This is a genomic window from Pseudomonas jinjuensis (assembly GCF_900103845.1).
Lineage (GTDB): Bacteria > Pseudomonadota > Gammaproteobacteria > Pseudomonadales > Pseudomonadaceae > Pseudomonas > Pseudomonas jinjuensis.
This window is the reverse complement of sequence record NZ_FNIJ01000005.1, coordinates 18564-38266: the sequence shown is the minus strand read 5'-3', so window position 1 is coordinate 38266 and position 19703 is coordinate 18564. Positions and strand designations below refer to the sequence as shown.

The window sequence follows — 19703 nt, the reverse complement described above, 5'->3', positions numbered from 1 at the left end:
AAGCTTACTGCCGCATCCCCCGCCCGCTGACCAGCAGCCGCACGCAGAAGAAATAGAGGATCACGGTCGCCACCAGCATGAAGGCGACGGCCGTGCCGATACGGATGTCCGACACGCCGAGGATGCCGTAGCGGAAGGCATTGACCATGTGCAGGATGGGGTTGGCCAGCGACACGGTCTGCCAGAACGCCGGCAGCATGTGGATCGAGTAGAACACCCCGCCCAGGTAGGTCAGCGGCGTCAGCACGAAGGTCGGGATGATCGAGATGTCGTCGAAGTTGCGCGCGAACACCGCGTTGACGAAGCCGCCCAGGGAGAAAATCGTCGCCGTCAGGAACACCACCAGCACCGTGATGCCCAGGTGGTGCATCTGCAGCTTGGTGAAGAACAGCGACAGCACCGTGACGATCACCCCCACCGCCAGCCCGCGCAGCACGCCGCCGGCGATGTAGCCGAGGAGGATGGTGTGCGGCGACACCGGCGATACCAGCAGCTCCTCGATGTTGCGCTGGAACTTGCTGCCGAAGAAGCTCGACACCACGTTGCCGTAGGAGTTGGTGATCACCGACATCATGATCAGCCCCGGCACGATGTACTGCATGTAGGTGAAGCCGCCCATCTCGCCGATCTGCCGGCCGATCAGGTTGCCGAAGATGACGAAGTACAGAACCATGGTGATCGCCGGCGGCAGCAGGGTCTGCGGCCAGATGCGCACGAAGCGGCGCACTTCGCGGTAGACGATGGTCTGCAGGGCGACCCAGTTGGCGTTCAGCTCGCTGCTCATACCGCCACCCTCGACAGGTTCTTCTCCACCAGCGACACGAACAGCTCCTCCAGCCGGTTGGTCTTGTTGCGCAGGCTCAGCACCTCGATGCCCTGGGCGCCGAGCTGGGTGAACAGGCCGTTGATGCCCTGCTGCTTGTCCACCTGCACTTCCAGGGTATGGTCGTCCACCAGCCGCGCCGGGTAGCCGTCCAGCGCCGGCAGCTGCTGCACCGAGGCCTTGAGGTCGAGCAGGAAGGTCTCCACGTGCAGCTTCTTCAGCAGCTTGCGCATGCTGGTGTTCTCCACGATGGTGCCGTGGTCGATGATCGCGATGTTGCGGCAGAGCTGCTCGGCCTCCTCCAGGTAGTGCGTGGTGAGGATGATGGTGATGCCCTGCTGGTTCAGCTCGGTGAGGAAATTCCACATCGAGCGGCGCAGCTCGATGTCCACCCCGGCGGTGGGTTCGTCGAGGATCAGGAGGCGCGGCTCGTGGACCAGCGCGCGGGCGATCATCAGGCGCCGCTTCATGCCGCCGGAAAGTTCGCGGGAGGCGGAATTGCGCTTGTCCCACAGGCCGAGCTGGGTCAGGTACTTCTCGGCGCGCTCCCTGGCGACTTTCGACGGAATACCGTAGTAGCCGGCCTGGGTGACGACGATGTCGAAGACCTTCTCGAACTGGTTGAAGTTGAACTCCTGGGGCACCACGCCGAGGCAGCGCTTGAGCGCGTAGGGTTCGCGGTCGAGGTCATGGCCGAACACGCTGACGCTGCCGCTGGTCTTGTTCACCAGGGTCGAAAGGATGCCGATGGTGGTGGACTTGCCGGCGCCGTTGGGGCCGAGCAAGGCGAAGAAATCGCCCTCGGCGACTTCCAGGTCGATGCCCCTCAGGGCCTGGAAGCCGTTGCCGTAGGTCTTCGTCAATTGACGGATGGAAAGCGCGGAACTCATTGGGTTTCCCGTGGCAGAGCGGAAAAAGGAACAGCTAGATAAGGGTCGAGACCGTTAATTGCAACCTTTTGTTGCATCTCAGGTGAGCGGCGTCATCACCGCCTTGCGATAGGCCGGGCGCTGCTGCAGCCGCCCGTACCAGGCCTCCAGGTACGGCAGCTGCGGGCGCTGGATGGGCATTTCGAACCAGGCGTAGATGAAGCTGCCGAGCGGAATGTCGCCCATGCCGAAGTGCTCGCCGGACAGGTACGGCTGCGTCGCCAGCGTCCGCTCGGGGATCGCCAGCAGGCGCCCGCATTCGGCCAGGGCGGCGGCGATGGCGGCCTCGTCGCGCTGCTCCGGCGGGGTGCGCAGGGTGCCCCAGAAGACGGTGCGGAACGGCCCGGCGAAGGACGAGGTGGTCCAGTCCATCCAGCGGTCCGCGCTGGCGCGCAGCTGCAGGTCGACCGGCTGGAACTGCGGCGCGTATTTCGCCACTAGGTAGCGGACGATGGCGTTGGACTCCCAGAGCACGAAGTCGCCGTCCTCGATCATCGGCACAAGGCCGTTGGGGTTCTTCGCCCGGTACTCGGGCTCGTTGACCACGCCGAAGGCGCCGCCGGCCTCCACCCGCTCGTAGGCCAGCCCGGCCTCTTCGGCGCACCACAGCGCCTTGCGCACGTTGGACGAGTTCTTCCTGCCCCAGATCTTCAGCATGCCTTGCAATCCTTCCGCCGGTTGATGGAGTGACGGCGCATGCGGCGCCGCATTCGACCACCCTAGCGGGGAAGCCCGGAAGAAAAAAGGCTGGCATATCGATGATGACTATCGATGGCGTTCATCCATCCGGGCTGCGTCTATGGGAGAGCCGCGCAAGCCCGTTCCAGAGCGCTTCGCTGCCAGCCGTCTAAGCTTGATGGACTGGCGCGGCTTATCGAGAGGGAATCCCGCATGTTGTTGCTCTGGCTGGTGGTACTGATCCTCGGCGTGGCCTGGCTGGCCCACCGGCGCGTCGCTCCGGCGCTCGCGCTCGGCATCGTCGCCGTCTACCTGATCCTCATGGGGCTGTTCAGCCATGCCCACGCCTGGATGATCCTGCTCTGGCTGCCGTGGCTCGCCGTCACCCTCTCGCTGCTGCTGCCGGACCTGCGCCGCACGCTGTTCAGCGCGCCGCTGTTCGCCTGGTTCCGCAAGACCCTGCCGCCGATGTCCGACACCGAGCGCGAGGCCATCGAGGCCGGCACCGTGTGGTGGGACGGCGAGCTATTCAGCGGCCGGCCGGACTGGAACAAGCTGCTGGACTACCCGCGCCCGCAGCTGAGCGAAGAGGAGCAGGCCTTCGTCGACGGCCCCACCGAGCAGCTCTGCGCCATGGTCGACGACTGGGAGCTCGGCCGGCGCATGGACCTACCGGAGGACGCCTGGGCCTTCATCAGGGAGCAGGGCTTCTTCGGCCTGATCATCCCGAAGGAATACGGCGGCAAGGGCTTCTCCGCCCTCGCCCACTCCCAGGTGGTGATGAAGCTCGCCACCCGCAGCGGCGATCTGGCTTCCACCGTGATGGTGCCGAACTCCCTCGGCCCGGCCGAGCTGCTGCTGCACTACGGCACCGACCAACAGCGCCAGCACTACCTGCCGCGCCTGGCGAAGGGCGAGGAAATCCCCTGCTTCGCCCTGACCAGCCCGCTGGCCGGCTCGGACGCCGGCGGCATGACCGACGTCGGCGTGGTCTGCAAGGGTCAGTGGGAAGGCGAGGAAGTGCTCGGCCTGCGCCTGACCTGGGAAAAGCGCTATATCACTCTCGGCCCCATCGCCACCCTGCTCGGCCTGGCCTTCAAGTGCCATGACCCCGATCGCCTGCTGGGCGGCGAGGAAAACCTCGGCATCACCCTGGCGCTGATTCCGACCAGTACCCCCGGCGTGCAGATCGGCCGCCGCCACCTGCCGCTGGGCGCCGCCTTCATGAACGGGCCGAACTCCGGCAAGGACGTGTTCGTGCCGCTGGACTTCGTCATCGGCGGCCAGGAAATGATCGGCAAGGGCTGGATGATGCTGATGAACTGCCTGTCGGTCGGCCGCTCGATCTCCCTGCCGGCGGCCGGCACCGCGGCGGCCAAGGCGTGCAGCTACGTCAGCGGCCGCTACGGGCAGATCCGCGAGCAGTTCAACGTGCCGATCGGCGCCTTCGAAGGGATACAGGAAGCCCTGGCGCGCATCGGCGGCAACGCCTGGATGATGGACAGCGCGCGCATGCTCACCGCCAGCGCGGTGGACCTCGGCGAAAAACCCTCGGTGCTCTCGGCGATCCTCAAGTACCACCTCACCGAGCGCGGCCGCGACTGCATCGCCGACGCCATGGACATCCACGGCGGCAAGGGCATCGTCCTCGGGCCGAACAACTACCTCGGCCGCGCCTGGCAGACCGCGCCGATCTCGATCACCGTGGAAGGCGCCAACATCCTCTCGCGCAACCTGATGATCTTCGGCCAGGGCGCCATCCGCTGCCATCCCTACGTGCTGGAGGAAATGGCCCTGGCCCAGCGCGACGACACCACCCAGGCCGAGCGCGAGTTCGACCGGCTGCTGCTCAGGCACGTCGGCTTCGCCGTCAGCAATGCGGCCAGCAGCCTGCTGCTCGGCCTCGGTTTCGGCGCCTTCGACCAGGTGCCCGGCGACCGCGTCAGCCGCCGCTACTACCGCGCGCTGAACCGCCTGGCGGCGGCCTTCGCCCTGCTCGCCGACTTCAGCATGATGCTGCTCGGCGGTGAGCTGAAGCGCCGCGAGCGCCTCTCCGCCCGGCTGGGGGACGCGCTGAGCCACCTCTACCTCGGCTCGGCGGCGCTCAAGCGCTACCACGACCAGAACAACCCGGAGTACCTGCAACCGCTGCTGCGCTGGGCGCTGGAAGAGAACCTGTGCAAGGCCGAGGCGGCGCTGGCCGGGCTGCTGGACAACTTCCCCAACTGCTGGCTCGGCTGCGCGCTGAAGGCCCTGGTGCTGCCTCTGGGCCGCCGCCATCGCGGCCCGGGCGACAAGCTGGACGCGGAGATCGCCGGCATCCTCGGCCATCCGCTGGGCGACCCGGCGCTGCAGGCGATCCTCGCCGGCGCCTACCTGCCGGGCGATCCGGAGGACCCGGTCGGCAAGCTGGCGGTGGCCTACGACCTGCTGCGCGACGCCGCGCCGGCGCAGAAGCAGTTGCACGAGGCACTGCGCGACGGCCGGGTGCGGCCGGCTCCGGGCGAATCGCCGATCAGCGCCGCGCTGGCGGCCGGCGCCATCGACAGCGAGGCGGCGGAACGCCTGCAACAGGCGGAACGCGCGCGCCGGCAGGTGATCGACGTCGACGACTTCGCCAGGGATGAACTCGGCGCCCGCTGAGGCTGGCGGAACCCGACGGTCAGCCCGACACGCCGCAGGGACGCGGCGGGTGCACACTGGAGTCCAAGCCCCACGGAGCGATGCCATGCGTCCCCTGCCTTCGCTGCTCGCCGGCCTGCTGCTGATCGGCGCCGCCACCGGTGCCGGGGCCGACAGCTGGCTGTATCCGAGCAAACCCATCCCCTACCAGCCGCTGCCGAACCTGGTCGATCCGACGCAACGGCAGCAGGACGTCCTGCGCCGGCAGACCGACCAGCGCCAGCGCGACCAGGAAACGCGCCGCCTGCAGTACGAGGACCAGCGCCTGCAGGTGGAGCAGCAGAAACTCAACCGCGAATACGACGCCCAGCAGCGCCAGAACCAGCAGCGCCAGTTGCAGGACCAGATGATCCAGCGCCAGCAGAGCGACATGCAGCAGTTCCGCCTGCAGCAGCAACAGCAGCAGATCGACCTGCAGCGGCAGACCATCCAGAATCGCCAGCGGGTGATCCAGTCCGCTCCCTTCCGCTGATCCGTCCGGCGTTCCGCGGCGCGAACCTATATACTCCGCTGCCGTTTCAGCTTCGCCCCCCGGAGGACCGCCATGGCCAACGCCTATCTCGACCATCATTTCGCCCTGCTCCAGCACCTGCGCACCATTCTCGGCGCCCTGGGCGAAGCCGAGCAGGTTCCGGAGGACAACCACGGCCTGTTCCTCGAACGCTTCGACGAACTGCTGGCCGAGCTGCCACGCGACCCGGTCGGCGCCCAGTACCTCGGCCAGGACCTGATTTCCCAGGTGTTCCACCGTTATCCGCAGATCGCCCACCTGGTGCCGCGCGACCTGCTGTGGTTCTTCGGCGGCGACTGCCTGCACTTCATGCCCGACGACGAACTGGCCATGTACCAGCAGCTCGACGAGCGCCGCTTCGAAGCGGAAGAACGCGGCGAAACCTTCGACTGGAACCGCGAAAAGCAGCTGCTGGCGCTGCCGGAAGACGCGCCGAAGCACTGACCCGCCCTATCAGGATCAGGTCGGCCGCGGCACCCGGATGCGGTGGGTCGACTTGATCTCCCGCAGCGCCAGGCTCGACTGGATCGAAGCGATGCCCGGCTGCCTGCGCAGCACGTTCTCGACGAAATCGCTGTAGGCATCCAGGTCCTTCTCCAGCACCTGCAACAGGAAATCGGCGTCGCCAGTGATCTTGTGGCAGGACAGCACCTCCGGCAGTCCCTTCACCAGTTCCTCGAAGCGATCCGATGCATTGTCCGCATGGGAAGCGAAACGCACGTGGACGAACGCCAGGATGTCCAGGCCGAGCCGGTGGCGGTCCAGGTTGGCCTGGTAATCGGCGATGTAGCCCTCGTCCTCCAGGCGTTTGCGCCGCCGCCAGCAGGGCGTGACGCTGAGCGACAGGCGCTCGCTCAGGTCGGCATTGGACAGGCTGGCATCGCGCTGGAGCAGATCGAGCATGGCGAGATCGGTCGCATCGAGCTCCGCGCCTTTGGAATGTTTTTTCTTCATTTGGCACCAATTTGGTCGGTCTTTCCCGATTGAACGGAAAGCGCGCACTCGAAAGCAAAGAATTTCCCACTCCGGTAGATAGACTGGTAGCACTTCCAAGTAAAGCGACCCGGCCGATACGATGAGCGTGCCGTCGGGCTTCGAACCCGGACCATCGCATCAGCCCGCAGCAGGGGTCGTGCAAGCACGATCGAAGGGTGCACTCCATGACGCTATATGTTGATGTGAAAGATGTCGGCAAGCTGGTCGGCAGGGTCGGCCTGGCCCCGGCGATCAGGACCATGGCCGCCTACATCGAGGCGGACTACCGGCGCTGGCCGAGCTTCGACAAGGCCGCCCGCATCGCCAACCATTCCCCCCAGGGTGTCATCGAGCTGATGCCGACCGACGACGGCAAGCTGTACTCCTTCAAGTACGTGAACGGGCACCCGAAGAACATCCGCTTCGACATGCTCACCGTCATGGCCTTCGGCGTGCTGGCCGACGTCGATAGCGGCTACCCGGTGCTGCTCAGCGAGCTGACCCTCACCACCGCCATCCGCACCGCCGCGACCTCGGCGCTGGTCGCCCAGTCCCTGGCGCGGAAGGATTCCCGCCGCATGGCGCTGATCGGCAACGGCGCCCAGAGCGAGTTCCAGGCCATCGCCTTCCACGAGCTGCTCGGCATCGACGAGATCCGCATCTTCGACATCGACCCGGCGGCGACGCAGAAACTGCAGCGCAACCTCGCCGGCGTGCCGGGCCTGAAGGTCATCCCCGCCGCCTCGGTACGCGAGGCGGTGCGCGGCGCCGATATCGTCACCACGGTGACGGCGGACAAGACCAACGCCACCATCCTCACGGCGGATATGCTGGAACCCGGCATGCACATCAACGGCGTGGGCGGCGACTGCCCGGGCAAGACCGAGCTGGAAGCGGCGATCCTCGACCGGGCGCGGGTGATAGTCGAATTCGAAGCGCAGACCCGCGCGGAAGGCGAAATCCAGCAGATGCCGGCGGACTTCCCGGTGACCGAGTTCCACCAGGTGCTGACCGGCCGGGCCGAAGGCCGCCAGTCCGACGAGCAGATCACCCTGTTCGACTCGGTCGGCTTCGCCCTCGAGGACTTCTCCGCCCTGCGCTACCTGCACGACACGGCGCGCCGGCTGAACATCGGCCAGAACATCGAGCTGGTGCCGCTGCCGGAAAATCCGAAGGATCTCTATCAGCTGATCGTGCCGGCCGAACGGATGATTTCGGCGGCGTGAAGAAAGACGCGGCCCCGGAGTTCGTTCCGGGGCCGCGTCGAATGGAGAGCGGTCAGGTGCCCCGCTTCAGCAGCATCTTCTCGATATGCCCGATGGCCGCCCGCGGCTTGAGCCTTTTCGGGCAGAACGAAATGCAGTTGTAGATCGAGCGGCAACGGAACACGCTGAACGGGTCGTCCAGGGCCGCCAGTCGTTCTTCGGTAGCCGTGTCGCGGGAATCGACAAGAAAGCGGTAGGCGTTCAACAAGCCCGCAGGGCCGATGAACCGCTCCGGGTTCCACCACCAGGATGGGCACTGCGTCGAGCAGCACGCGCACAGGATGCATTCGTACAGCCCATCCAGCTTTTCCCGGTCCTCCGGCGACTGCAGCCGCTCGATGGCAGGTGGCGGCTCGTCGTTGATGAGATAGGGCCTTATCCGCTCGTACTGCCTGTAGAACATGCTCATGTCGACGACCAGGTCCCGTATCACGGGCAAGCCGGGCAGCGGCCGTATGACGATGTCCACATCGCCCCGAAGCGGCCTGATCGGCTGTCCGGACGGCAGTTGCCCGCCGTTGAGCAAGGTCGAGACGCTGGTGATGCAGGCCAGGCAGTTGGCGCCGTTGATGTTCATGCCGTCGGAGCCGCAGACGCCCTCGCGACAACTGCGCCGGTAGGTCAGCGTCTGGTCCTGGGTTTTCAGGTGCTCCAGCAGGTCGAGCACCATCATGTCCTCGCCCGGCTGCAGGTCGTAGCTGTAGTCCTGCATGCGCGGCGCGTCATCTTCGTCCGGAAGATAACGATAGATACGGATTTTCATCTTGTTCGCTCCCGGGCCTGCCCGCCCCCGTTGCGCCAAACCGGGTCGGGTGCGGAACCAGATCCGGTCTTCCTATCGGACAGTCTTGGCGGTGGGGCCGCTGTGTCAAGCGCACGCGCTTCCCGAGGAGCGATCCCGGGACAGGCACCTGGAGGTATGCACTCGAGAGGCCATCGAGGCCAGGGAGGGCCAGGGTTTTCCAGCCGTCCGGGCCAAGGCCCTGGATTCCAGTGGAATCTGCTGGAACGAAAAAAGGGCCTTTCGGCCCTTTTTTTCAACGATTTACAGACTTCGATGAACCGTCTGCAGATCATGATCTGGAGCGGGAAACGAGACTCGAACTCGCGACCCCGACCTTGGCAAGGTCGTGCTCTACCAACTGAGCTATTCCCGCATATTGCCTTGCGGCAAGAATCGAAAAAGGACTTGCGGCCTCTTTCAGCTGCCTGGCGCGGCAACCGAGATTTAACCTAACTCCTTGATTAATAAGAGTTTTTCTCGCCAGCCAGCGCGACAGCGGGCGCAATTATGGACTTGCCAATCGTGCTTGGCAAGATCCAACGCCAACTTTTCCACTTCCCCGGTCATTCGTCCGGCCATCACCTGCAGGCGGCCCTTTCCGGTCTCGAACAAAGGCACGCCCGAAGGCGTGCCTTTGTTCGACCGGGCTCGACCGAAGACCTAGCCCCGCACTCCCTGCGCCACTGCGGCCCCCTGCTCTTCCCGTGCCCGACGGCGGGTGATCAGCAGGCCGGAGCAGACCACGAGGACGGCCAGGACCATGGTGGAAACCACTTCGACGCGGTGATCCGGGCGGAACAGCATCAGCACCAGAACGCCGCTGATGAACAGGATCACGCCCCAGGTCAGCCAGGGGAACAGCCACATGCGGTAGCTCAGGATCCTGCCGCTGGCCATCATGCGCTTGCGCAGGCGCAGCTGGGAGATGGCGATGACCAGGTACACCAGCAGGGCGATGGCGCCGGTGCTGGCCATGAGGAAGCCGAACACCTTGGAGGGCACCAGGTAGTTGGCGATCACGGCCAGGAAGGCCGCGCCGGTGGACAGCAGGACGGCATAGATCGGGGTGCCGCTGCTGGTGGTCGCCTGGGCGCAGGCCGGGGCGTCGCCGCGGCGGCTCAGCGAGTAGAGCATGCGCGAGGCGGTGTAGAGCGAGGAGTTGAGGCAGCTGGTCACCGAGGTCAGCACGACGAAGTCGATGATGGCCTTGGCATGGGGCACGCCAAGGGTGTCGAGCACGGTGACGTAGGAGCCTTCGCTGGCCAGGCGCGGATCGTTCCAGGGCACCAGGGCGATGACGATGAAGATCGACAGGATGTAGAACAGCGTGATCCGCCAGATCACCGAGTTGGTGGCCTTGGAGATATGCTTGCCGGCCTCGTCGGATTCGGCGGCGGCGATGGTCACCACCTCGGCGCCGAGGAAGGAGAACATGGTGATCAGCATGGCGCTGAGCACGGCCCCGAAGCCGTTGGGCATGAAGCCGCCGGTGTCCCACAGGCGCGAAACGCCGCTGACGCCCGAGCCGGGCAACAGGCCGAAGATGGCGCAGGCGCCGAGGATGATGAAGCCGACGATGGCGGCGACCTTCACCAGCGCCAGCCAGAATTCGAACTCGCCGTAGTTCTTCACGCTGAACAGGTTGGTGGCGGTCAGCAGGAGCGTGATCGCCAGCGACAACACCCAGATATCCAGTTGCGGCACCCAGCTGTTGATGATGGTGGCGGCGATGTTGGCTTCGATGGGGATGATCAGGACCCAGAACCACCAGTAGAGCCAGCCGATGGTATAGCCCGCCCACTTGCCGATGGCCTGGTCGGCGTAAGTGGAGAAGGAGCCGGTATCCGGCGAGGCGACGGCCATTTCGGCCAGCATGCGCATCACCAGGACCACCAGCGCGCCGGCGAGGATGTAGGCGAGGATGGTGGCGGGACCGGCTTCGGCGATGGCGCGGCCGGAACCGACGAACAGGCCGGCACCGATGACGCCGGCGATGGACAGCATGGTGACATGCCGCGATTTCAACCCGTGACTCAAGTTGTTCTGGTGTGTCTGCATGGCATTACCTTTGTTCTTGTCGTGCCCGTGAGAGCGATATCGGCACCCGCGATCACCGGACGCGGGAGCAAAAAAGCCCGTCCTGCCCGGGACGGTACCCAGGGCAGAGACGGGTTGAGCAAAAGACCAGGGGTGACTGAAGGTGTCAGGCCAGTTCGTCGAAGCACTCGCCGATGATGGCCAGGCCACGCTCGAGATCGGCGTCGCTGACGGTCAGCGGCACGAGGATGCGCAGGACGTTGTAGTAGGTGCCGCAGGACAGCAGCACCAGGCCCTTGTCGCGCGCCTTGGCGACGATCCTGGCGGTCAGCTCGGCGGCCGGGGTCTGGCCGTCGGCTTCGAACAGCTCCACCGCGACCATGGCGCCGAGGGTGCGCACTTCGCCGATGCTGGCGTGGCGCTCGCCGATCCGGCGCAGGCCGGCGCCGAGGATCTCGCCCACGGCCTTGGCGCGGTCCAGCAGGTTCTCTTCCTCGAAGGCTTCGATCACCGCCAGGGCGGCGGCGCAGGAAACCGGGTTGCCGGCGTAGGTGCCGCCCAGGCCGCCCGGGGCCACCGCGTCCATCAGCTCGGCCTTGCCCGCCACCCCGGCCAGCGGGAAGCCGCCGGCGATGGACTTGGCGAAGGTGGTCAGGTCGGCGGCGACGCCCATCTGCTCCATGGCGAAGAAGGTGCCGGTACGCCCGGCGCCGGTCTGCACTTCGTCGGCGATCAGCACGATGCCGTGCTCGTCGCAGAGGGCGCGCAGGCGCTGCATGAAGTCCTTCGGCGCCGGGTTGAAACCGCCCTCGCCCTGCACCGGCTCGAGGATGATCGCGGCGATGTCGCGCGGCTGCGCGTCGTTCTTGAAGATGCGCTCGATGCTGGCGATGGACTCGTCCACCGACACGCCGTGCAGCGCGTTCGGGTACTGCGCGCGGAACACGCCGCCGGGCATCAGGCCCAGGCCGGCGGAGTACGGCACCACCTTGCCGGTCAGCGCCAGGGTGTAGTGGGTGCGGCCGTGGTAGGCGCCGGTGAAGGCGATCACGCCGCTGCGGCCGGTGGCGGCGCGGGCGATCTTGATGGCGTTCTCCACCGCTTCGGCGCCGGTGGTCACCAGCAGGGTCTTCTTCTCGAAGTCGCCCGGCAGCATGCCGTTGATCTTCTCGGCCAGGGCCACGTAGCCCTCGTAGCCGAACACGTGGAAGCAGGTGTGGGTCAGCCTGGCCATCTGCTCCTGCACGGCGGCCATCACCTTCGGGTGCAGGTGGCCGGTGTTGAGCACGGCGATGCCGCCGGCGAAGTCCAGGTACTCGCGGCCTTCCACGTCCCAGATGGTGGCGTTCTCGGCGCGCTCGGCGTAGATCTGGTGGATCTGGCCGACGCCGCGCGGGATGGCGGCCATGCGCCGTTGTTGCAGGCTCTGGTTGCTGTTCATGCTGTCTCCAGGTCAGGAATGGGTGGGCGGACGCGCGTTACACGCCGATGCACAGGTATTTGATTTCCAGGTAGTCCTCGATGCCGTACTTCGAACCTTCGCGGCCCAGGCCCGAGGCCTTGATGCCGCCGAAGGGGGCGACCTCGTTGGAGATGATTCCGGTGTTGATGCCGACGATGCCGTACTCCAGCGCCTCGCCGACGCGGAACACGCGGCTCAGGTCGCGGGCGTAGAAGTAGGCGGCCAGGCCGTATTCGGTGTCGTTGGACAGCTCGATCACCTCGGCCTCGTCCTTGAAGCGGAACAGCGGCGCCAGCGGGCCGAAGGTCTCTTCCCTGGCGACGGCGGCGTTCTTCGGCACGTCGACCAGGATGGTCGGCTCGAAGAAGGTGCCGCCCAGGGCATGGGGCTTGCCGCCGGCGACGACCCTGGCGCCCTTGCTCACGGCATCCTCGATGTGTTCCTGCACCTTGGCCACGGCCTTGGCGTCGATCAGCGGGCCGGTGGTGATGCCCTGCTCCAGGCCGTTGCCGATATTCAGCCTGGCGACGGCAGCCTTGAGTTTGTCGACGAAGGCGTCGTACACGCCGTCCTGCACGTACAGGCGGTTGGCGCAGACGCAGGTCTGGCCGTTGTTGCGGTACTTGGAGATCAGCGCGCCTTCTACGGCAGCGTCCAGGTCGGCGTCGTCGAAGACGATGAAGGGCGCGTTGCCGCCCAGCTCCAGGGACACCTTCTTGATGTCCCTGGCGCACTCGGCCATCAGTTGGCGGCCGATCTCGGTGGAACCGGTGAAGGTCAGCTTGCGCACGATCGGGTTGCCGGTCAGCTCGCCGCCGACTTCGCCGGCGCTACCGGTGACCACGCTGAACACGCCCTTCGGAATGCCGGCGCGCTCGGCCAGCTCGGCCAGGGCCAGGGCGGAGTACGGGGTCTGCGAGGCGGGCTTGAGCACCATGGTGCAGCCGGCGGCCAGGGCCGGGCCGGCCTTGCGGGTGATCATCGCCGAGGGGAAGTTCCACGGGGTGATGGCCGCGGTGACGCCGATGGGCTGCTTGATCACCATCAGGCGCTTGTCCGGCTGGTGGCCGGGGATCATGTCGCCGTAGACGCGCTTGGCTTCCTCGGCGAACCACTCGAGGAACGAAGCGGCGTAGGCGATCTCGCCCCTGGCCTCGGTCAGCGGCTTGCCCTGCTCGATGGTCATCAGGCGGGCCAGGTCGTCCTGGTTCTCGATCATCAGCTCGAACCAGCGGCGCAGGCGGTTGGCGCGGTCCTTGGCGGTCAGCGCGCGCCAGGCCGGCAGGGCGCGGTCGGCGGCCTCGATGGCGCGGCGGGTCTCGGCGGCGCCCATCTTCGGCACGCTGCCGATGGTCTCGCCGGTGGCCGGGTTGTTGACCTTGAGGGTCTGGCCGCTGTCGGCATCCACCCAGGCGCCGTCGATATAGGCCTGCTGGCGGAACAGGCTGGAGTCTTTGAGTTGCACGGGTTCTTCCTCGTTATGGGTGGCGGGCGGCTCAGCCGGCGGCCCGCAGGTTGTTGTCCGGGGTGGTCGCCTTGACGAAGTTGCCACCGAGCGCGGTGACCTGTTCGCGGACCTTCTCGACGATGTGCGCGCCGATCGGGATGGCCGAGGTGGCGGCCGGCGACGGCGCGTTGCAGACGTTGACGCTGCGCCTGGTATTGACGAAGAGGAAGTCGTCGATCAGCTTGCCGTCGCGCGAGACCGCCTGGGCGCGCACGCCGGCCGGGTACTCGGTGAGGTCGCTCTTGACGATGCCCGGGCAGTACTTCTGCACTTCCTTCAGGTAGCCGCCCTTGAACAGCGAGTTCTTCATCTCGGTCAGGCCGGGGCGCAGGTTCTTCGCCAGCACCTTGAGGATGCCGGGGGTGGTCAGGGTCTCGAACATGTCGGAGAGGCTGATGTCGCGCTTGCGGTAGCCCTCGCGCTTCATCGCCAGCACGGCGTTGGGGCCGACGGTGACGGTGCCGTCGATCATCCGCGTCAGGTGCACGCCGAGGAACGGCATGGACGGGTCGGGAATCGGGTAGATCAGGTGGTTGACGATCTGGTTGTGCTGTTTCGGCAGCAGGTAGTACTCGCCGCGGAACGGGCAGATGATGAACTGCGGCTGCAGGCCCAGCATGCGCACGATGCGGTCGGCCATCAGGCCCGAGCAGGTGACCAGGTAGCGGCCGCGGAATTCGTTGCCGGTGGTGCGCACCAGCACTTCCTCGGCGCGCTCGTCCAGGCCGACGACTTCGGCGCCGTAGCGGATCTCGCCACCGGCGGCCTGGAACTCGCGGCCCATGGCGGCGGTGACTTCGGCGTAGCTGACGATGCCGCTGGAGGGCACGAAGATGCCGCCCATGCCGACGATGTTCGGCTCGCGCTCGCGCAGCTCGCCGGCGCTCAGCCAGTAGCGCTCCAGGCCGTTGGCGGCGGTGCGTTCCCAGAGCGCCTTCATGCGCTCCATCTCCAGCTCGCTGGTGGCCACCAGCAGCTTGCCGCACTCGTCGTAGCGGATGCCGTGCCTGTCGCAGAAGGCCTTGGTGGCCTTGTTGCCGGCCAGGCAGAACTTCGCCTTGAGGCTGCCGGGGGTGTAGTAGACGCCGGCGTGGATCACGCCGCTGTTGTGCCCGGTCTGGTGGCGCGCCGGGCCGGATTCCTTCTCCAGCAGGAGGATCTTCGCGTCCGGGTAGACCTGGGTGAGTTGCATCGCGGTGGACATGCCGACGATGCCGCCGCCGATGATGATGAAATCGTACACAGCCAATTACCTCGCGCACTGGCTCAGCTGAAGAAGCCCCACAGGAGCGGGCCGGCAGGCGAAGGCCGTGCGCGGACCTTCGCGAGCAGGCTCGCTCCCGTGGGAAGGGTGACGCCGGGGACTTACTGGCCGCGCTGGTACAGCGGCTTCTGGTAGGCGATGTAGCCGCGTTGGCGCATCAGCTCGCGGCGCAGGCCCTCGTGCGGGGTGAAGCGGTCGCGGCCGTGCAGCCAGAACAGGTTGTTGATCAGCAGGAAGCAGCCCTGCGGCACCGGCACCGAGAGCTTGGCCGGGCTGGTTTCCAGGGACTCGGACAGGGCGTTCAGCCAGATGCCTTCCTCGAAGTCCTTCGGCTGCACGAACTGGTCGATGTAGCGCATGGTCGGGCGACCTTCGGCGTCGCAGTCGAACACCGAGTGGAACACATCCTCGCTGACCTTCTTGCTCGGCGGCGCGGTCCAGCGCATCTCGCGGCGGGCCAGCGGGTGGCGGTAGAACTCGTCCAGCTCGCTCCAGTCGTCCAGGTGCAGCAGCAGGGAATTGCCACCCTCCATGTTCTTCTCTTCGATCTTCATCATCAGCACGTAGTCGGTGATCTGATTTACGAAGGTGCCGTCGTTGTGCAGCTCCATGACGCGGTGCGGCTGGCGCAGGTAGCTGTCGGAGTTGTCGCTGTTGACCACCACGAAGCGGGCATAGAACTGGCCGCTCATGGCGTCGTAGTTGGAGCGGCCGATCAGGTGCGCCACGGCGGTGGAGAACTTCACCATGTCCTCGGCCCGGGCCACGTCATCCAGGCCTTCGGGCTTGACCAGCATGCCGCCGCTGGCGCGGTCGAGGATGGTGTTCAGCAGCACCGGGCGCAGGGTGCCTTCGCACAGCTCGTCGAGGATCTGGGCGAGGCGGAAACGCAGGAACGACTTGTACTCCAGCGCCTGCACCGGCCACTGCGCCACCGCCTCGACGAACGCCTCCACGGTTTCGCGGGCGAAGGTCAGCTCGAGCAGGCGCGGCGACTGCGCCGAAGGCGCTACCGAGTAGCCGCGGGTTTCCAGCGGCAGGGGCATGACGAGGTCCTGGATGGAGGTGAAGGCGTTCATGGCGGTGTCCTGGCAAAGGTGGGTTGGCGCCGTCCGGCATTGACCTGGATCAGGCGGGCAGGAGGGAAAATATCGCCATAAACTAAAAATGTCTACATTTTTATAAAACGACAACAAAACACAGCCTTGTCTATTGTTTTTCGTCTATCCGACATTTGGGTATGATCCGGGGCAAAACCCCACAGGAGCTGGATTTGGAAGCACTCGCCCCTCGTCAGAACTCGGCCTTCAGCGGGTATGAGCGGCTCAAGAAGGACATCATCCGCGGCGTTTTCAAGCCGGGTGAGAAGCTGCTGATGAGCGCCCTGAAGGAGCGCTACGACCTCGGCGTGGGGCCGCTGCGCGAGGCCCTCTCGCAACTGGTCGCCGAGCACCTGGTGGTCGCCATCAGCCAGAAGGGCTATCGCGTCGCATCCATGTCGCTGGACGAGATGAGGGACATCTACGATGCCCGCGCCAACCTGGAGGCAATGATCGTCAGCCTGGCCATCGAGCGCGGCGACGACGCCTGGGAAGCCTCGGTGCTCGCCAGCTCCCATACCCTGGCCAAGGTGGTGGAGGTGAAGACCCGCGAGCAGCGCCTGGATGTCTGGGACGAGCGCCACAAGGCCTTCCACACCGCCATCGCCTCCGGTTGCGGCTCCAAGCACCTGCTGCAGGCGCGCACCTACCTGTTCGACCAGGCCGAGCGCTATCGCCACCTGTGGCTGACGCAGACGGTATTCTCCGAACAGGCCCTGGAGCTCAAGCGTCAGGAGCACGCGGCGCTGGTCGACGCGATCCTCGCCCGCGACGCCAGGCGCGCAAGCGAAATGATGCGCACGCACCTGATGACCCCCGTTCCGATCATCGCCGAGATCATGCACGCCGAAGGCATCGGCCAGGGCACGCGATAACCCCGGTCCAAAGCCCTGCAGTCCCGTCGTGATCGGCGCCGATCACGACCGATGTACACTCAAACGCAAAAACACGTGCGCCAAACGCCAATCCCGGTTCGCCGCGTTTCCTTACTGTTCTGGAGCCCCTCACCCCACAACAAGAAGGATAACGGTCATGGCTGGAGCACTTTCCAACTCCCAATCAACCCCTGAACAACCGGTCCCGGAGGCGCATCGGCTAAGCCGCGGCTCCCTCACCATGGCCTGGTGGGGCATCTGCAGCGCGATGTTCTACCTGGTGGTCGCCGCCGCCCTGGCGATGGGCTACGGCACGCTGAACGCGCTGATCGGCCTGGTGCTGTCGGTGGTCAGCTACGGCGTCATCAACGCCATCATCGCCCGCCATGCCATCGCCAGCGGGCTGTCCGTCGCACAGTTCTCCCAGGTACTGTTCGGCCGCACCGGCGCCGCGCTGGCGACGCTGATCTTCAGCGCCACGGCGATCTACTACAGCGTCTTCGAAGGCTCGGTGATGGCGGTGGCGCTGCATCACTACCTGCCGGGCTTCGAGCTGCACGCGGCGTTCCTCGTCGTGGTGGTCTACAGCGTGCTGCTGATCTTCGGCAACGCCATGCGCTGGCTCGACAAGCTCAACGGCGTGCTGCTGCCCTTCTACCTGGCCGGACTGGTCGCCGCCGTGGTCATGGCCATCGACGAGTACGGCTACTCCCCGGCCTGGCTGGCCCTGGCCCCCGAAGGCGGCCCGGTGCCGAACGGCTGGTGGAACTGCTTCACCTACTTCATGGGCGTCTGGGTGCTGATGATGTACACCTGGGACTACGCCCGCTTCGGCAAGCAGGAAGACAGCCGCTACCACGCGCGGATCAACTTCGGCATGCCCTTCTATACCGTGGCCTTCCTGCTCAACGGCCTGGTCGGCATCTTCCTCGCCGCCACCATCCCCACCGAAGGCGGCCTCTCCGAAGTCTCGGTGGTGCTGGCGATCATCCAGCTCATGGGCCTGGGCGGCCTGCTCTTCGTGTGGATCAGCCAGACCCGCATCAACACCGGCAATTTCTTCCTCGCCGCCACCAACCTCCAGGCCTTCTGCGCCCATCTGGGCCTGGCGAAGGTGCCCTACGTGGCCTGGGCGCTGCTGACCGGCGTGGTGGTCTACCTGCTGATGCTGTTCGACGTGTTCAGCTACATCCTCCAGGCGCTGGCCTACCAGAGCCTGTTCATCGTCGGCTGGGTCGCCATCACCCTCGCCCACCTGCTGGGTTCCCGCGGCGCCCGCTACCGGCTGGAGGGCCTGCCCGCGTTCCGCGCCCGGGGCCTGCTGGCCTGGCTGCTGTCGGCGGCGGTGGGCATCGGCCTGCACCTGTCCGGCGACGCCACCCTGGCGACCGCTTCGGCACCGGCCGCCTTCATCACCGCCTTCCTCGGCTACCTCGCGGCGCCCCTGCTGCTGCGCCGCGGCCAGCCCCAGGGCGACCTGGGCTGATCCCCTGCCGCCCACCCGGGCGGCCTCCTCACCTCACCACAACAACAAGAACACCGGAGCGGCTCATGCACCCGCAATGCACTCGGCTTACCTCGTTTTGCGCAACCCTGCTCGCCCTCGGCCTGGCCCAGCCCGCCGCCGCCGTGGAGATCACCGACAACCTCGACCTCGGTGGCGCCATCCGCGGCCGGCTGGACTACGACCCCGACCGGGACATCTCCAAGTTCAGCTTCGACACCTTCTTCCTTACCGCCGACTACCACTCGGACAGCTGGATCGCCGCCGCCAAGTACCGCTTCTACGGCGACGCCTATCCCTACGAGTACACCGACAGGGTGGGCGACATCGCCTTCGCCGAATACGCCTGGATCGGCTACCGCTTCACCCCGGAGCAACAGCTGCAGGTGGGCCAGACCGCCGTGCCCTTCGGCCTGGCGCCCTACTTCGGCAGTACCTTCTTCGAGACCCTGGGTAACGTGATCGGCCTGGAAGACACCCAGGACATCGGCTTCAAGTACCTGGCCAGACGCGGCGACTGGGACCTGCAGGCGGCCTACTACCCGATCCCGGCGGAACAGGGCCGGGGCACCAGCCGGGGCGGCCGCACCTACGGCACCAGCGTGGCCAGCGCCGACGACTATGTGCTGGACGGCAGCGACAACCACGAGCAGGACATCCTCGTCGGCCGCGTCGCGCGGGCCTACCAGGCCGACGGCTGGAGCGGCGAGGTGGGCGCCTCCCTGCTCGCCTCCACCCTGGAGAACCAGGACACCCACCGCGACGGCCAGCGCGTCGCCGCCGCCCTGCACGCCACCGCGCAGCACGGCCCCTGGGGCGTCCAGCTTCAGGCCGCGCGCCAGCGGATGACCCCGGAGAACCCCGGCGACGACCGCCTGGTGAGCTTCGGCAGCTTCGACGGCACCTTCAACGTGGCGGCCAAGGGCAACCTCTACGTGGCCGACCTCAGTTACAGCGTGCCGGGGCAGTACGGCTGGCTGTCGGGCATCAGGCTGTATGCCAACTACAGCCTGTTCGACAAGGACGAGCGCGACTTCCAGGACTCCCAGCGCTTCATCGCCGGCAGCTCCTTCACCCTCGGGCCGCTGTGGATCGCCCTTGAGTGGCTGCACGGCAAGAACGACCCGTACATCGGCGGCAGCAGCTACACCCAGAGCCTGGGCGCGGGCGGCACCGACCAGTGGGAGAACCAGCTGTACAGCAACATCGGCTACTACTTCTGACCCCGGCGGGGGCGCGCTCCGCCGAGTGCGCCCAAACGCAACAAGGGGTACACCCAGCGACAAGCCAGCCACCCCGTCCCGGCC

Annotated in this window: 17 protein-coding genes and 1 tRNA gene; 7 read left to right on the top strand and 11 right to left on the bottom strand. The window is 66.3% G+C overall.

Annotation, left to right across the window (positions count from 1 at the left end; genetic code table 11):
• Nucleotides 1-4: 4 nt before the first annotated feature.
• The 3 genes from BLR75_RS08415 to BLR75_RS08405 all read right to left on the bottom strand — a co-directional run bounded on the left by BLR75_RS08415 (nt 5) and on the right by BLR75_RS08405 (nt 2409).
• The gene (locus BLR75_RS08415; RefSeq protein ID WP_084313249.1) at nt 5-784 is read right to left on the bottom strand and encodes an ABC transporter permease; all 780 of its coding nucleotides are present in this window, start codon (nt 782-784) and stop codon (nt 5-7) included.
• Entirely contained in the window at nt 781-1713 is a 933-nt protein-coding gene (locus BLR75_RS08410; RefSeq protein WP_084313248.1) for an ABC transporter ATP-binding protein, read from the bottom strand. Before BLR75_RS08410 ends, BLR75_RS08415 begins: the two co-directional genes overlap by 4 nt.
• A gap of 78 nt (nt 1714-1791) precedes the next feature.
• Nucleotides 1792-2409 (bottom strand): glutathione S-transferase family protein, encoded by a 618-nt coding sequence (locus BLR75_RS08405; protein WP_084313247.1) that lies wholly within the window; start codon nt 2407-2409, stop codon nt 1792-1794.
• A gap of 234 nt (nt 2410-2643) precedes the next feature.
• Here BLR75_RS08405 and BLR75_RS08400 point away from each other — a divergent pair, with 234 nt between their 5' ends.
• From BLR75_RS08400 to BLR75_RS08390, 3 genes are all read left to right on the top strand, one after another.
• The gene (locus tag BLR75_RS08400; RefSeq protein WP_084313246.1) at nt 2644-5073 is read left to right on the top strand and encodes an acyl-CoA dehydrogenase; all 2430 of its coding nucleotides are present in this window, start codon (nt 2644-2646) and stop codon (nt 5071-5073) included.
• 85 nt (nt 5074-5158) lie between these two features.
• Nucleotides 5159-5584, top strand: a complete 426-nt coding sequence (locus BLR75_RS08395) for a PA2816 family glutamine-rich protein (RefSeq protein WP_084313245.1) — start codon at nt 5159-5161, stop codon at nt 5582-5584.
• A gap of 72 nt (nt 5585-5656) precedes the next feature.
• The gene (locus BLR75_RS08390) at nt 5657-6067 is read left to right on the top strand and encodes a PA2817 family protein (RefSeq protein ID WP_084313244.1); all 411 of its coding nucleotides are present in this window, start codon (nt 5657-5659) and stop codon (nt 6065-6067) included.
• A gap of 15 nt (nt 6068-6082) precedes the next feature.
• Here the strand turns inward: BLR75_RS08390 and BLR75_RS08385 are convergent, their stop codons facing one another.
• Complete coding sequence (locus BLR75_RS08385; RefSeq protein ID WP_084313243.1) at nt 6083-6577, bottom strand: Lrp/AsnC family transcriptional regulator; 495 nt, start codon at nt 6575-6577, stop codon at nt 6083-6085.
• Nucleotides 6578-6783: 206 nt separating this feature from the next.
• On the opposite strand from BLR75_RS08385, the gene BLR75_RS08380 reads away from it, so the two are divergent.
• Nucleotides 6784-7824 (top strand): ornithine cyclodeaminase, encoded by a 1041-nt coding sequence (locus BLR75_RS08380; RefSeq protein WP_084313242.1) that lies wholly within the window; start codon nt 6784-6786, stop codon nt 7822-7824.
• A 52-nt stretch (nt 7825-7876) separates the two neighbouring features.
• On the opposite strand, the gene BLR75_RS08375 is transcribed toward BLR75_RS08380, so the two are convergent.
• From BLR75_RS08375 to glaH, 7 genes are all read right to left on the bottom strand, one after another.
• A complete protein-coding gene (locus tag BLR75_RS08375; RefSeq protein WP_084313241.1) occupies nt 7877-8626 on the bottom strand; it encodes a succinate dehydrogenase iron-sulfur subunit in 750 nt (249 codons plus the stop codon).
• Nucleotides 8627-8944: 318 nt separating this feature from the next.
• Nucleotides 8945-9020, bottom strand: a tRNA-Gly gene (locus tag BLR75_RS08370).
• Between the two features lie 287 nt (nt 9021-9307).
• Nucleotides 9308-10705 (bottom strand): GABA permease, encoded by a 1398-nt coding sequence (gabP, locus tag BLR75_RS08365; RefSeq protein WP_084313240.1) that lies wholly within the window; start codon nt 10703-10705, stop codon nt 9308-9310.
• Between the two features lie 145 nt (nt 10706-10850).
• Nucleotides 10851-12125, bottom strand: a complete 1275-nt coding sequence (gene gabT / locus BLR75_RS08360) for a 4-aminobutyrate--2-oxoglutarate transaminase (protein ID WP_084313239.1) — start codon at nt 12123-12125, stop codon at nt 10851-10853.
• A gap of 37 nt (nt 12126-12162) precedes the next feature.
• Nucleotides 12163-13611 (bottom strand): NADP-dependent succinate-semialdehyde dehydrogenase, encoded by a 1449-nt coding sequence (gabD, locus tag BLR75_RS08355; RefSeq protein WP_084313238.1) that lies wholly within the window; start codon nt 13609-13611, stop codon nt 12163-12165.
• Nucleotides 13612-13642: 31 nt separating this feature from the next.
• A complete protein-coding gene (gene lhgO, locus BLR75_RS08350; protein WP_084313237.1) occupies nt 13643-14896 on the bottom strand; it encodes an L-2-hydroxyglutarate oxidase in 1254 nt (417 codons plus the stop codon).
• 122 nt (nt 14897-15018) lie between these two features.
• On the bottom strand, nt 15019-15996 hold the full coding sequence (glaH, locus tag BLR75_RS08345; protein ID WP_084313236.1) for a glutarate dioxygenase GlaH: 978 nt from the start codon (nt 15994-15996) through the stop codon (nt 15019-15021).
• A 194-nt stretch (nt 15997-16190) separates the two neighbouring features.
• On the opposite strand from glaH, the gene csiR reads away from it, so the two are divergent.
• The 3 genes from csiR to BLR75_RS08330 all read left to right on the top strand — a co-directional run bounded on the left by csiR (nt 16191) and on the right by BLR75_RS08330 (nt 19619).
• Nucleotides 16191-16892 (top strand): DNA-binding transcriptional regulator CsiR, encoded by a 702-nt coding sequence (gene csiR, locus BLR75_RS08340; RefSeq protein ID WP_174688572.1) that lies wholly within the window; start codon nt 16191-16193, stop codon nt 16890-16892.
• Nucleotides 16893-17049: 157 nt separating this feature from the next.
• On the top strand, nt 17050-18378 hold the full coding sequence (locus BLR75_RS08335; protein ID WP_084313234.1) for a purine-cytosine permease family protein: 1329 nt from the start codon (nt 17050-17052) through the stop codon (nt 18376-18378).
• A 65-nt stretch (nt 18379-18443) separates the two neighbouring features.
• The gene (locus BLR75_RS08330) at nt 18444-19619 is read left to right on the top strand and encodes a porin (protein WP_084313233.1); all 1176 of its coding nucleotides are present in this window, start codon (nt 18444-18446) and stop codon (nt 19617-19619) included.
• Nucleotides 19620-19703: the final 84 nt, after the last annotated feature.